Here is a 15684-nt window from a genome sequence, read left to right as displayed (position 1 = left end):
TCTCAGGAAATCAGTTTTTCAAGTTCATCTGCTGATAAACGATTGAGAGCCTCCAAGGATTTAGCCAAAACATCATGAACGGGCTGCAAATCGGGTTGCAGGGCTTGTACGGCGTCGCTGAAAGCCGCCAGATCGGCACTGGCGAACAGGCTGGCCAACGGCACGTCGAAGCCCAGCAACTCGCGCAGACGCAGGGCCACCTGGGTGGCCAGCAACGAATGGCCGCCGAGTTCGAAGAAATTGTCCGTCAGGCCGACCCGCTCCAGTTTCAAGACGTCGGCCCAGACCCCGGCGATCTGCTGTTGCAGTTCACTATCAGGCGCCACATAGCTGTTTTGCAGCAGGCTGGCGTCCGGTTGTGGCAGGGCCTTGCGGTCAAGCTTGCCGTTGGCGGTCAGCGGCAGGCTGTCGAGCAGCAACAGGTGCGCCGGCACCATGTAATCCGGCAGGTTGTGCTTGAGCGCCTGGCGCAGGAGCTCACGCCACTGGCCCTGTTGGTCGAGTTCGACCGACTGATCGGCCACCAGATACGCCACCAGCTGCACGCCGCCGGCGCCTGGCTGATCCAGCACCACGGCCTGACGGATTTGCGGCAGTGCCAACAGTTGCGCCTCGATCTCACCCAGCTCGATCCGGAAACCACGGATCTTCACCTGATGGTCGATGCGCCCGGCGTACTCGATCCGGCCATCGGCGCGATAGCGCGCCAGGTCACCGGTGCGATACAGCCGCGCACCGTCGCCCCCGAACGGGTTGGGCACGAAACGCAAGGCGCTGAGGTCGGCACGCTTGAGATAACCGCGTGCCAGCCCGGCGCCGCTGACGTGCAACTCGCCGATGCAGCCCTTGGCCACCGGTTTCAGGTCGGCGTCGAGCACGTACCAGCCCAGGTCCGGGATCGGCTCGCCCAGCGGGCTGCCGGCGTCCTGTTCGAGATCGGCCAGGGTCAACGGACGGTAAGTCACATGAACCGTGGTTTCGGTGATGCCGTACATGTTGATCAGCTGTGGCGCGGTATCGCCGAAGCGTTCGAACCATGGGCGCAGGCTGCGTACTTCCAGCGCTTCACCGCCAAACACCACGTAACGCAACGACAGTTGCGGATCCTGGGGCGCGTCGCAAGCGACCTGCATCAGTTGCTTGAATGCCGACGGCGTCTGGTTGAGCACGGTGATCCGCTCGCGGCACAGCAGCGCATGGAACTCCTGCGGTGAGCGGCTGACGCTGTGCGGCACGATCACCAGGCGCCCGCCATGCAGCAGTGCGCCGAAGATTTCCCAGACCGAGAAGTCAAACGCGTAGGAGTGGAACAGCGTCCAGCGATCCTCGGCACCGAAGCTGAACCAAGGCTCTGTTGCCTCGAACAGGCGCAGCACGTTGTCGTGAGCCAGCAGCGTACCTTTCGGTTTGCCGGTGGAGCCCGAGGTGTAGATCACGTAAGCGAGGCTGGCGCTGTCGGCCCAGACCTGCGGGTCGGTTGCCAATTGATCCTGCCAGCGGCTGTCATCACCCAACAGCAGGGTTTCAACGCTCTCGGCAACCTCCAGGTGATCGAGCACACCCGGCTGCATCAGCAGCAGGGCAATGCCGCTGTCCTCGATCATGTACTGCAGACGTTCGGCCGGGTACTGCGGATCCAGCGGCAGGTAAGCCCCGCCAGCCTTGAGGATGGCGACCAGGCCGACGATCATTTCGATGGATCGCTCGGCAGCCAGACCCACCAGCACATCGGCACCGACACCCCGCGCGATCAGGGCATGAGCCAGACGGTTGGCACGGGCGTTGAGTTCGCCGTAGCTCAATTGCTCCTCGCCCAGACTCACGGCAATCGCCTGCGGTGCGCGACGCACGTGTGCTTCGATCAGCTGTGGCAGGGTGCGGGTTTGGGCAAAGGTGGCTGGCGCACGGTTCCAGTCGTGCAGCGTCGCCTGTTGTTGTGCGGCATCGAACAGGCTCAGATCGGCCAGCAGACGTTGCGCGGGCGAGTCGGCCATTTGCTGCAACAGGTGCTGCAAGTGGCCGGCGATCTGCTCGATCTGCGCAGCGCTGAAATGCTGCCGGGCATAGGCCAATTGCAACGACAGGCTGTCGCTCAGGTCCACCAGCACCGTCAACGGCAGGTTGGTCTGTTCCTGGCTGCGTGCCTGGTCGAAACGCAAGCCTTGCGGCGCACCGTTGTTCAACGCCTCCGACACCGGGTAGTTCTCGAACACCAGCAGGCTGTCGAACAAGCCTTCGCCGCGTTGCCCGGACCAGCGCTGAATGTCCGCCAGTGGCGTGTATTCGAATTCGCGCATGGCCAGGTTCAGCGCCTGCACCGTTTGCAGCCACTCACCGAGGGATTGCTCGACACGCGGGGTGGCGATCACCGGCAAGGTGTTGATGAACAAACCGATCTGTTGCTCGACACCTGGCAGCTCGGCCGGACGCCCGGCGACCGTAGCGCCGAACGCCACGGTCGGTTGCCCGGTGTAACGCTGCAACAGCAACAACCAGGCGGCCTGCACCACGGTATTGAGGGTGACCTTGTGCTGACGGGCGAACGCCCCCAGACGTTGAGTCTGCTCACGGTCCAGCCAACGGGTCTGCTGGTCGTAACCGCTCTGCCCGGCGGTCGCCAGCGTATCGAGGCAGCTGCGGGCCAGGTGGGTCGGCTCATCCAGGTCGGCCAGACGCTCAGTCCAGAATCGCTCGCTGGCCTGACCGTCCTGACGCTGCAGCCAGCCAATGTAATCGCCATAACGGCCCACCGGCGCGGCTGGGGTTTCACCGGCGTAGCGCTGCATCACTTCGCCGAGCAACTGCGAGTTGCTCCAGCCGTCCATGAGAATGTGATGGCTGGTGTAGATCATCTCAAAGCGGTCATCGTCAGTGCGGACCAGCACCAGACGCAGCAGGGGTGCCTGCAACAGGTCGAAGCCTTGTTGCAGTTGCTCCTGTGCCAGCACGTCGAGTGCTCCCGCAAGGTCAGCGCGACCGCGCCAGTCATGCAGGCTGAACGGCAACTCGGCCTGACGCTGGACGATTTGCAGCGGCTGCTCCTGCTCGGAAATCCACACAAAACGCGTGCGCAGAATCCCATGGCGATCAACGGCGCCCTGCCAGGCCTGACGCAGACGCTCGGGATCGAGGCCTTCGACGCTGACGCGCATCTGGTTGATGTAATCCCCCGAACCCTGTTCGTACAGGCTGTGGAACAACATGCCCTGTTGCATCGGCGACAGCGGGTAGATGTCTTCGACCTCGGCACCGGCGTCCGGCAAGGCATCGAGCTGTTGCTGGTCGAGCGGCGCCAACGGGAAGTCAGACGGCGTGACGCCGGCGTTCTGTGCAGCGCAGCAATGCTCGATCAGCGCCGCCAGTTCGATCGCGTACTCATCGGCCAGTCGCTGAATGGTGGCTTCATCGAACATCTCGCGGCTGAACGTCCAGCCCAGAGTCAACTCGCCCGCGTAAACCTGACCATTGAGTTCCAGCCAGTTGCCCAGTGGCGCCAACGGGCTCTGTTCGTCCCCGGCCTTTTCGCGGGCCGGGGCGAACAGCGCGCCGTCATCGAACTGGCGGTCGAATTGTCCGAGGTAGTTGAACGTGATGCGCGGTGTCGGCAGCGCCGCCAGCTCACGGCGGGTCGCTTCATCACCGAAGTAACGCAGCACGCCGAAGCCCAGGCCCTTGCCGGGAATCGCCCGCAACTGTTCCTTGATCTGCTTGATCGAACCGTCGACCGACGCAGTCGGGGTCAGGCGCACCGGGAACAGACTGGTGAACCAGCCGACGCTGCGACTCAGGTCAAGGTCGTCGAACAGGTCTTCACGACCGTGCCCTTCCAGCTGAATCAAGGTCGAAGCCTGCCCCGTCCAGCGACAGATGACTCGGGCCAGCGCGGTCATCAGCAAGTCATTGACCTGAGTGCGATACGCCGCCGGCGCCTGTTGCAGCAGTTGTCGGGTCAGCGCTTGATCGAGGCGTGTCTGTACGGTGTGCGCATCGCGGTTTTGCAGACTGGCCTGCGGATTGATGCACGGCAGGTCGACCGGCGCATCGGCCAGTTGTGTACGCCACAGCTCGAGTTCACCCGCGAGTCGTGGCGCGTGCTGTTGCAAACGTTCTGCCCAGTGCTTGAAGGCGCTGGTCTTGGCCGGCAGAACCAGGGGCTTGCCGTCGATGCGCTGCTGATAAGCGCTTTGTAGATCTTCCAGCAGAATCCGCCAGGACACACCGTCCACCACCAGGTGGTGCACCGCCAGCAGTAAGCGTTGCGAACCATCGGCCAGGGTCACCAGCAAGCCACGCAACAGCGGGCCTTGCGCCAGGTCGAAGCTGCGCTGCGCCGCAAGGCAGGCGTCCTGCAATTGTTGTTCATCGCTGACCGAAGCCTGCATCAACAGCTCGTGTCTGACGGTTGTTGCGTGGTGATTCGCGGTCCAGCCGTCGGTGGTTTCAGTGAACGACAGGCGCAAGGCATCGTGATGCTCGATCAACGCTTGCAAGGCTTGTTCAAGTGCGACGGCCTCGAGGCTGATGGCCGGCTTGAGCATCACCGACTGGTTCCAGTGGTGACGCTCGGCAATGTCTGTCGCGAAGAACCACTGCTGGAACGGCAGCAGCGGCGTAGCGCCGCCGACCGGGCCCTGATCGATCTGCCCCGCGCCATCGCCCAGCGTCGCCACACCCGCCAGCGCCTGGACGGTCTGGTACTGGAACAAGTCTTTGGGGGTAAAGCGGATGCCGGCCTGACGGGCACGGGCCACCACCTGAATCGAAATGATCGAATCGCCACCCAGTTCAAAGAAGTTATCGCCCAGCCCGACTCGCGGCAGCTTCAGTACATCGGCCCACACCGCGGCAATGCGCTGCTCCAGCGCATTGCGCGGCGCGATGTATTCCGCCTTGCCCGCCCCCCATTCAGGTTTCGGCAGCGCCTTGCGGTCCAGCTTGCCATTGGGACTCAACGGCATCTGCGCAAGATTCAGCCACTGATTGGGCACCATGTACTCCGGCAGTCCGGCGTGCAGATGCCGCATCAGGGCGTCGCGCCAGTCCGCGCTTTCTTCGTTCAACACCACGTAAGCGGTCAGCAGCTTGCCGTCGATCACCAGCACCGCCGCTTCACGGACGTTGCCATGCTCCAGCAGACGCGCTTCGATTTCACCGAGCTCGATACGCAAGCCGCGCAGCTTGACCTGATGGTCGATCCGGCCAGCGTATTCGATCACGCCGTCGGCGCGGTAACGCGCCAGGTCACCGGTGCGGTAGATCCGCTCGCCATCGCCATAGGGGCTGACGGCAAAACGTTCGGCGGTCAGCGCCGGACGCTGGTGGTAACCCCGCGCCAGACCGACGCCCGCCAGGTACAACTCGCCGAGCACACCGGTCGGCACCGGTTCGAGGTTATCGTCAAGGATGTAGCAGCCGAGGTTGGCAATCGGCTGTCCGATCGGCACGCTGTCGCGGCCCTCCTCTACACACGTCCAGTGCGTGACGTCGATGGCGGCTTCCGTCGGGCCGTAAAGGTTATAAAGCCCGACCGTTGGCAGTTTGGCGAAGACTTGCTGTTGCGCGTCCGCCGGCAGCGCTTCGCCGCTGCACACGATGCGTTGCAGGCTGGTGCACGTGGCAACGTCGGCGTCCTGCAGGAAGGCCTGCAACATCGACGGCACAAAGTGCAGCGTGGTGATGTGTTCGCGCTTGATCAACGCCACCAGTTTGGCTGGATCGCGGTGATCGCCCGGCGCTGCGACGACCAGCCGTGCGCCGGTCATCAGTGGCCAGAAGAACTCCCACACCGAAACGTCAAAGCTGAACGGCGTCTTCTGCAGCACGCTGTCGCCCGCGCCGATCTCATAGGCCTGTTGCATCCAGCACAGACGGTTGGTCAGGGCGACATGACGGTTGCCGGCACCTTTCGGTTTGCCGGTGGAACCGGAGGTGTAGATCACATAGGCGAGGTTTTCCCCGGTGACCGCGACGTCCGGATTGTGGCTGGCGAAGCCCTCCAGCGATGCTTCAAGCAACAGGGTTTGCACCTGCCCGTTCAATGGCAAGGCATCGAGCAGATGCGCCTGGGTCAGCAACAGCTGCACGCCGCTGTCTTCGATCATGTAGGCCAGGCGATCCTGCGGGTATTCCGGGTCGAGCGGCACGTAGGCGCCTCCGGCCTTGAGCACGGCCAACAGACCGACGACCATTTCCATCGACCGTTCGGCAGCGATGCCGACCAGGCTTTCAGGTCCGACACCCAGCGCCATCAGCTTGTGTGCCAACCGGTTGGCGCGGGCATTGAGCTGCGCGTAGCTCAGGCATTCATCGGCGAACTTCAGCGCTGCGGCGTCCGGGGTGCGCAGGACCTGTGCCTCGATCAGCTGCTGCACGCTCAGGTGTAACGGGTACTCGGTGGCGGTAGCGTTCCAGTCTTCGAGAATCCGTTGGCGTTCTTGCGCGGCGAGCATCGGCAACGCAGCGACCGATTGCTGCGGCGCTGCGACAATCGCCCGCAACAATGCCTGCCAGTGTTCGAACAGGCGCGCGATGGTTGCCGCTTCAAACAGGTCGCTGGCGTAGGTCAGGCTGACCATCAGCCCGGCGGCGGTTTCCGTGGTGTCCAGGGTCAAGTCGAACTGTGCGGTGGCGCTGTCCCACGGCAGGCCTTCGATGCGCAGATCCGCCACATCGGTGACCGGCGCGGCGTCACGCTGATGGTTGAACAGCACCTGGAACAACGGGCTGTGGCTGAGGCTGCGCTCCGGCGCCAGTGCTTCCACCAATTGCTCGAACGGCAGATCCTGATGCGCCTGGGCGCCCATTGCAGCCTGCCGGGTCTGCGCCAGCAGATCACGGAAACTCAGGTCGCCGGCAAACTGTGCGCGCATCACCTGGGTGTTGACGAAGAAGCCGATCAGGCCCTCGGTCTCGGCGCGGTTGCGGTTGGCAATCGGCACGCCGACGCGGATATCGTCCTGACCGCTGTAGCGGTGCAGCAGGGTCTGGAACGAGGCCAGCAAGAGCATGAACATCGTCACCCCCTCACGTCCGGCAAGCGCCTGCAACTGCGCGCTCAATGCAGATTCCAATGGCGCCTCCAGCCGCGCGCCACGGTAGCTCTGCACCGCCGGACGCGAATGGTCCAGCGGCAACTCCAGCACCGGTTGTTCGCCGCCAAGCTGGCCCACCCAATAATCGAGTTGACGCTGCCGCTCGCCCGCCTCCATCCACTGCCGTTGCCACTGCGCGAAATCGGCGTATTGCAGCGGCAGCGCGGCCAGTTCGAGCGGTTTTCCGGCGCGTTCTGCGGCATACATCGCCATCAATTCGCGCACCATCACTTGCATCGACCAGCCGTCAGACACGATGTGGTGCTGGGTGATCACCAATACGTGATCACCCGCCGCCAACCGCAACAGACTGACGCGCAGCAGCGGCCCGTTCAGCAGATCGAACGGCTGGCGAATCTGCGCCTGCACCCAGCTCGAAAGATTGTCCTCGGCGTCGAGGCTGTGCTGTTCAATCGTCAATTGGCCGTGCGCATGCACCACCTGCACAGTGCGCTCGTCGTCCTGGTGGAACGTGGTGCGCAACGGTTCGTGACGCGCCACCAGTTGATTGAAGCTGTTCTGCAACCCGACGATGTCCAGAGCACCGCGCAAGCGCAGCGCACTGGGCACGTGGTAAGCAGCACTGTCCGGCTCCAGCTGCCAGAGGAACCACTGCCGTTCCTGGGCATAAGACAACGCCAGTGCAGCACCGCGCTGCAGCGCCAGCATCGGCACGCTTTCGCTGTGTTGCAGGGTGGCGCAGGCGGCGGCAAAGGCTTGCAGCGTCGGCTGCTCGAACAGGGTGCGCATCGGCACATCGAGTTTGAGCGTCTGGCGGACCCGGGAAATCACCTGGGTGGCCAGCAGCGAGTGACCGCCTCGCTCGAAGAAGTGATCGTTGAGCCCCACCGCGCCGGACTCCAGCACGGCTTCCCAGATCTGCGCCAGTTGCAGTTGCAGCAAGGTCTGCGGCGCAACATATGCGCACAGGTCCTGGCTCAGCTCGACTTTCGGCAGTGCGGTGCGATCAAGTTTGCCGTTGTTGTTCAACGGCAACGCGTCCAGCGACAGCAGGTGCGCCGGCACCATGTAATCAGGCAGCAGCTGTTGCAGCGAAGCCTTGAGCGAGTCCAGCCACTGCGCCTGCGCGGTCGCAGGTTCGGTTCCTGTCTCGGGCACCACATAAGCCACCAGTTGCGCGCCACCCGGGAAATCCTGCGCGATCACCGCAGCGGCGCGCACGCCCTCCTGTGCTTGCAGGCAGGCTTCGATTTCACCCATTTCAATGCGCAAGCCACGGATCTTCACCTGGTGGTCGATACGCCCGGCGTACTCCAGATCAGCGTTTTCGTTGTAACGCGCCAGGTCGCCACTGCGATACAGCCGCGCCCCCGGCTCGGTGGCAAACGGGTCTGGCAGGAAACGTTCGGCGGTGAGGGCCGGACGATCGAAATACTGCTGCGCCAGACAGGCACTCGCGCCAATGCACAACTCGCCGACGCCACCGGCAGGCAGCAATTGCCCGGCGCTGTCGAGCACGTACAACGCGCGGCCAGCAATGGCCCGGCCAATCGGAATGCCGAAGCTGTCGCTGGCATCGCTCAAGCGGCAGTCGTGAACGCTCGACACCACCGTCGCCTCGGTCGGCCCGTAGGTGTTGAGCAAGCGCACGTGGCTCAGTCCTGCTTCGTGCCACAGGCGCAGCCCTTCGACCGACATGGCTTCGCCGCCGACATGCACCTGACGCAACGCGCCCAGACCGGTGATGTTGCCGCCCGCGCATTCACGCGCCAGCAAGAACCAGTAGGCCGCCGGCAAGTCCGCCAGAGTCACGCCATGGTCGACGATCTCGTCCGCCAGTTGCACGACGTCCCAGAGTTCGTCGCCGCGCATGATCAGCGCCGCGCCGACACACAGCGGCGGGTAACACTGCTCGACAAAACCGTCGAAGCTGAAGGTCGCAAACTGCAGCACGCGATCATCGGCCGTGAGCGCCGAATACTCGGCACCGGTCTGGCAGAACTCGCGCAGCGCCGCGTGAGCAATCGCCACGCCTTTTGGCTGACCGGTGGAGCCCGAGGTGTAGATCACGTAGGCCAGGTCATCGGCCGTGGCGTGATTCAGCGGATCGCTGTCCGGATAAGCGCCCAGCGTCTGGATGATGTCGTCCAGCTGCAAATACTCCAGGCCAGCCGCAAGCGGCACGTCTTGCAGGAGAGCGGATTCATCGAGCAGCAGATCGACACGGCTGTCTTCGATCATGTAGGCCAGACGCTGGGCCGGGTAGTTGGCATCAAGCGGCACGTACGCGGCGCCCGTCTTCAGCACTGCCAGCAGGCTGACGATCATTTGCGGGCCACGACGCAGCGCCAGGCCGACACGCTTGCCCGGCGCCGCACCGCTGGCCAGCAAACGGTGGGCGAGGCGATTCGCCTGGCGGTTCAGTTCGTCATAGCTCAGGCGCTGTTCACCGCACTGCACGGCCAGCGCCTGCGGTGTGGCTTTGGCCTGCGCGGCAATGCGTTCGTGCACCAGACCTGCATGCTGCAACTGCAACGCTGGCGGCTGACACTGGGCGAGCATGGCGCGCGTGGTGGCGTCATCGAGCAGCGTCAGGTTGCCCAGGCAGCCTGTGGCATTGCTGATCAGTTGCTCAAGCAAGTGGCGCAGGTTGGCGCAGAGCCTGTGCACCTGGGCGGCGCTGAATCGTGCAGCGTCGTAGCTCATCTCCAGGCTCAGCGTGGCACCGAGTTCGATACCCAGCGTCAGCGGATAGTGGGTGCGTTCGTGGTTGTGCAGGTTGCCGAAGGTCAACCCGGCCGGAGCACCTTGTTTCAGCGCCTCGGCGACCGGGAAGTTTTCGAACACCAGCAGGCTGTCGAACAGCGCCGAGCCCTGATGCCCTGCCCAACCCTGAATGTCGTACAGCGGCACATGCTCGAACTCACGCAGGGCCAGGTTCTGCGCCTGCAGATCAGCCAGCCACTGCCCGACGCGGTGATCCGGGCGCGGGTTGCACACCAGCGGCAGGGTGTTGATGAACAGCCCCAGTTGCTGCTCGATGCCCGGCAGCGGCGCCGAACGACCGGCCACTGTGGCGCCGAACGCTACGCAGTCCTGTCCGGTGTAGCGTTGCAGCAGCAGGCTCCAGGCCGCTTGCAACAACGTGTTGAGGGTGACTTTCTGCTGACGGGCGAACTCACCCAGACGCCGTGTTGCGGCTTCGTCGAGCACCTCGCGATGTTCGTCTGTGCCGTGGCCGCCCACGGGTGGACGCAGGGTGTCGGCAAGCAGCGTCGGCGCCTGCAACGGGGCCAGCGCAGCATTCCAGAACGCCTTGCCGGCGCCCGCCGACTGCTGCTGCAACCAGCCCATGTAATCGCGGTAATGCCCGACCGGCGCCGGCAGTGAGCGCCCGGCGGCGTAGTGGGAAATCACTTCGCCGAGCAACTGCGCATTACTCCAGCCGTCCATCAGGATGTGATGGCTGGTGTAGATCAAGTGCCAATGATCGGCGCCGGCGCGCACCAGTTTCAGGCGCAGCAACGGCGCGCAGTCGAGTTCGAAACCCTGCGCCCGCTCGGTCTCGGCCAGCGCATCGGTGTCAGTGTTGTCCAGTATCTGCAGCGGCAGTTGCACCTCGCGGCTGATCACCTGATGGGCGCTGTCCAGGCCTTGCCAGTGGAAGCTGCTGCGCAGCACATCATGACGCGCCAGCGCCGCTTGCCAGGCACTGGCAAAACGCTGCGGATCAAGGCCCTGGATGTCCAGACGCATCTGGCTGATATAGGCCTCGGCCTGCGGTTCGTACAAGGTGTGGAACAACATGCCCTGCTGCATCGGCGACAGCGGATAGACATCTTCGATGACAGCGGCGGCGACCGGCAACGCATCCAGTTGCGCCTGGCTGAGGCGTGCCAACGGGAAGTCCGATGGCGTCGCTTGCGCGGTGTCGAGGGTGCAGCAGTGCTCGATCAGTGCCGTCAGTTCGGCGGCGTAGCGATCAGCCAGCCTTTGCACGGTGGCACTGTCGAACATCTGCGAACTGAAGCCCCAAATCAGGCTCAATTCGCCGCCATAAACCTGGCCTTCGATCGTCAACCAGTTATCCAGCGGCGCCTGTGAATCCTGGGCGACACCGCCGGACTCGGTGGATGGCACCAGCAACGCCTGCTCATCGAACTGCCGGTCGAATTGCCCCAGATAGTTGAAGGTGATGCGCGGCGGCGGCAGCAACGCCAGCTCTTCACGCACCGACGGCGCTGCCAGATAACGCAGCACGCCGTAACCCAGACCTTTGTCCGGCACCGCACGCAGTTGTTCTTTGATCGCCTTGATCGAACCGTCGAGATCCTCGCTCGCCACCAGATTGACGGCGAACAGGCTGGTGAACCAGCCGATGCTGCGCGTCAGGTCGATGTCGTCGAACAGGTCTTCACGGCCATGGCCTTCGAGTTGAATCAAGGTGCCCGGCTGACCGCTCCAGCCACTGATGGTGCGCGCCAGTGCCGTCAGCAGCAGATCGTTGACCTGCGTGCGATACGCCGCCGGCGCCTGTTGCAGCAACTGGCGCGTGCGCTCGGCGTCCAGACGCCATTCGATCTTTTCCCCGAAGCGGTTTTGCAGGCTGCCTTCAGGGCGCTCGCACGGCAGATCCCGTGCGTCGTGGTGCTGGGCTTTCCAGTAAGCCAGTTGATCGTCGAAGCGCGAAGCCTCGGTGCTCAGGCGCGCCGTCCAGCTCTGGAACGCGCTGGTTTTGGCCGGCAATTGCACGCCACCGCCCGCCGCCAGCTGTTCGTAGGCTTGCTGCAGATCTTCCAGCAACACGCGCCACGACACGCCGTCCACCACCAGGTGATGGAGGATCAGCGACAGGCGCTGACTGCCATCGGCCATGGTCACCAACACGGCACGCAACAACGGCCCGTTGGCCAGATCAAGACTGCGCTGGGCATCGTCGCAATGGGCGGTCAGTTGCTCGGTCGTCTCGGCCGTGCGCAGCCACAGATCAGCGCGTTCGACCTGTGCGGCGTACGCTTGCTGCCAGCCTTCGGCGCCCTCGACAAAACGCAGGCGCAAGGCATCGTGATGATTGATCACATGGGTCAATGCGGCATCGAGCCACTGCGCATTCAGCGCCTCGCGCGGGGTCAGCAACAGGGACTGGTTCCAATGTTCACGCCGAGGCATCACCCGGCTGAAGAACTGCTGCTGGATCGGCCCTAACAAGGCCTCGCCCGTGACCGGCGCCTGATCCACTGAACTGTGGCTGTCGAGGATCGCGACCAGCGCCAGACTGCGCACAGTCTGATACTGGAACAGATCGCGCGGGCTGATACGGATCCCGGCCTGCCGCGCGCGGCTGACCACTTGAATCGAAATGATCGAATCGCCGCCCAGCTCGAAAAAGTTGTCCTCCAGCCCCACGCGTTGCAAACCGAGCACGTCTTCCCAGATCGCCGCCAGGGCTTTTTGCATGGCATCCTGCGGCGCGACAAAAGCTTGCTGCGGCGCGGCATCCGGCTGCGGCAAGGCTTTGCGATCGAGCTTGCCGTTGGCGGTGACCGGCAATTTGGCCAGCGTCATCAGGTAGGTCGGCACCATGAATTCCGGCAGGCTGCCGAGCAGCCACGCCTTGACGTCCTGTTGCCATTGTTCGTCTGCCTGAGCAGTTTCCAGCACCAGATAGCCGACCAGATGTTTGCCGCCCTGCACCAGCACCACGGCTTCACGCACCAGCGGATGCTGCATCAGACGGGTTTCGATTTCGCCCAGCTCGATACGCAAGCCACGCAGCTTGACCTGATGATCGAGACGCCCGAGGTATTCGATGACGCCGTCGGCACGTTGGCGTACCCGGTCACCGGTGCGGTACAGACGCGCGCCTTCGTGGAACGGGCACGGGACAAAACGCTCGGCGGTCAGCCCCGGGCGCTGGTGATAACTGCGCGCCAACCCTGCTCCGCCCAGGTACAGCTCACCCGCCACGCCGCTCGGCACCGGCATCAGTTCGGCGTCGAGCACATGGGTGCGCAGGTTGGCGATCGGCCGTCCGATCGGCACGCTGTCGGCACCTTCGTCGACACAGGTCCAGTGGGTGACGTCGATGGCCGCTTCGGTCGGGCCATACAGGTTATAGAGCCCGGCGTTCGGCAGCTTGGCAAACACCTGCAGTTGCGCGTCCAGCGGCAGCGCCTCGCCGCTGCAGACAATGCGCTTGAGACCGACACAGGCCTCGACGCCCGGCTCATGAATGAACGCCTGCAACATCGAGGGCACAAAGTGCAGCGTGCTGATGCCGTAGTGGTTGATGGTCTCGATCAACAGCGATGGATCGCGGTGCGCGCCCGGCGCTGCCACGACCAGTCGGGCGCCGGTCAGCAGCGGCCAGAAAAACTCCCAGACCGACACGTCAAAACTGAACGGTGTCTTCTGCAGCACCGAATCGCTGGCATCCAGCCGGTAAGCCTCCTGCATCCAGCACAAACGGTTGACCAGCGCCGCATGACTGTTGCCGGCGCCTTTCGGTTTACCGGTGGAGCCGGAGGTGTAAATCACGTACGCGAGGTTTTGCGGATCGATGACCGCCTCGACACGGCCTTCGCTGTAGCGATCCAGCCATTCGGCTTCCTGATCAAGCGTAATGACGTTCACCCCGGCCGTTGGCAGCGACGCCAGCAACGCGCTCTGGGTCAGCAGCAAGGTAATGCCGCTGTCCTCGATCATGTAGGCCAGGCGCTCCTGCGGGTACTCCGGATCCAGCGGCACATAGGCGCCCCCGGCCTTGAGAATCGCCAAAAGGCCAATGACCATTTCCAGCGAACGCTCGACACAGATCCCCACCAGGCTGTCGGCCCGCACGCCTTGCTCACGCAGCAGATGGGCCAGTTGGTTGGCCCGCGCGTCGAGTTGCGCGTAGCTCAGGGTTTGTTCGCCGAACACCAGCGCCGGTGCATCCGGGGTGCGGGTCACCTGGGCTTCGATCAATTGATGAATGGGTTGCTCGGTGGGATAAACCGCTGTTGCACCGTTCCAGGCCTGCACCAGCGTGTACTGCTCATCCGCGTCCAGCAACGGCAGCTCGCCAATGCGTTGCGCAGGATCAGCGACCATGGCCTTGAGCAGACGCAACCAGTGGCGCGCCATGCGTTCGATGGTCGGCGCGTCGAACAGGTCGCTGGCGTAAGTCAGTGCGGCGTGCAGCTTGCCGCCCTTCTCGTAGGTGTCGAGTGTCAAGTCAAACTGAGTGGTGCGGCTTTGCCAGTCGAGGCTGTCGAGCACCAGGCCCGAGGCTGTGCCCAGGGCGGCGATATCGGCCACCTGCGGCTGGTGGTTGTACATCACCTGGAACAGCGGCGTGTGACTGAGGCTGCGCTCCAGTTTCAGTGCTTCGACCAGTTGCTCGAACGGCAGATCCTGATGCGCCTGGGCGCCGAGCGCCGTCTCTTTGACCGCCTGCAGCAACGCATCGACGCGCGTCTGGCCATCGACTTTTGTGCGCAGCACCTGGGTGTTGACGAAGAAACCGATCAGACCTTCGATCTCGGCGCGATTGCGGTTGGCAATCGGCACGCCGACACGGATATCGGTCTGCCCGGTGTAACGGTGCAGCAGCGCATTGAACGCGCCAAGCAACAACATGAACAACGTGACCTGATGTTGTTGCGCGGTGGCGCGCAGCTGGTCGGCCAACTGGCCGTCGACGGCAAACTCATGGCGCGTGCCGCGATAGCTCGGCATGGCCGGACGCGAATGGTCCAGCGGCAGTTCCAGCACGGGATGCTCATCACCCAGTTGCGCCTGCCAATACTCCAGTTGCCGCGCTTGCTCGCCGGCCTCCAGCCAGCGACGCTGCCACAGGGCGTAATCGCTGTACTGAACCGGCAGGACTGCCAGCGCCGGCGACTGGCCGGCGTCAAAGGCGTCGTAGCAACGGATGAATTCGTCGATCAGCACGTTCATCGACCAGCCATCGGAAACGATGTGGTGCAGGGTCAGCAGCAAGACGTGCTCCTGCTCGGCGAGCTTGAGCAAGGTGACTCGCAGCAACGGCCCGACCGCCAGATCGAACGGCAACACCGATTGCTGCTCGGCGGCACGAACAACCGCTTCCTCGCGTTCGGTGGCCGGCAGCGTAGTGAAATCTTCATGATGGATGTTCAAGGTCGCCGGGGCCGGCACTTGCAGCAGGCTGTCATCCGCCTGGCGCTGGAACACCGTGCGCAAGGTTTCATGTCGCGCCACCAGCGCAGCAAAGGCCTGCTCCAGCGCTGACAGATTCAGCCGCCCGGTCAGGCGTACCGCGCCCGGCAAGTTGTAGGCGCCGCTGTGCGGATCCAGTTGCCAGAGAAACCACATCCGTTGCTGCGCGTAAGACAACGCCTGGCGATCGTCGGCCTCGATCCCGGCGGGAATCGGGAAACGGGCGAAATCCACGCCCTCCTTTTGCAGGGCCGCGAGGAACATCTGGCGCTTTTCCAGGGGCAACCCGATAAACCGGCGAGCAAGTTTCAAGGAGTCTTCAGCATTCATTTCTTAGCATCCGGATCAGTAGGCAGGAAGCACAAAGGCACGTCGTCCCTATAAAACGAATGCACATCGGAAAAATTAGCGAATGAGAAGAACTATCAGGAGGGAAGCAGGCGGGAATTTT

Annotated in this window: 1 protein-coding gene; it reads right to left on the bottom strand. The window is 63.6% G+C overall.

The window, feature by feature from the left end:
- Positions 1-2: 2 nt before the first annotated feature.
- Positions 3-15563, bottom strand: a complete 15561-nt coding sequence (locus ACTJK9_RS24160) for a non-ribosomal peptide synthetase (RefSeq protein WP_440816776.1) — start codon at positions 15561-15563, stop codon at positions 3-5.
- Between the last annotated feature and the right edge of the window lie 121 nt (positions 15564-15684).

It is taken from the genome of Pseudomonas sp. 22082 (genome assembly GCF_052046055.1).
GTDB classification, from domain to species: domain Bacteria; phylum Pseudomonadota; class Gammaproteobacteria; order Pseudomonadales; family Pseudomonadaceae; genus Aquipseudomonas; species Aquipseudomonas pharyngis.
The sequence above is the reverse complement of the archived record's forward strand: the minus strand, read 5'-3'. Positions and strand labels throughout refer to the sequence as shown.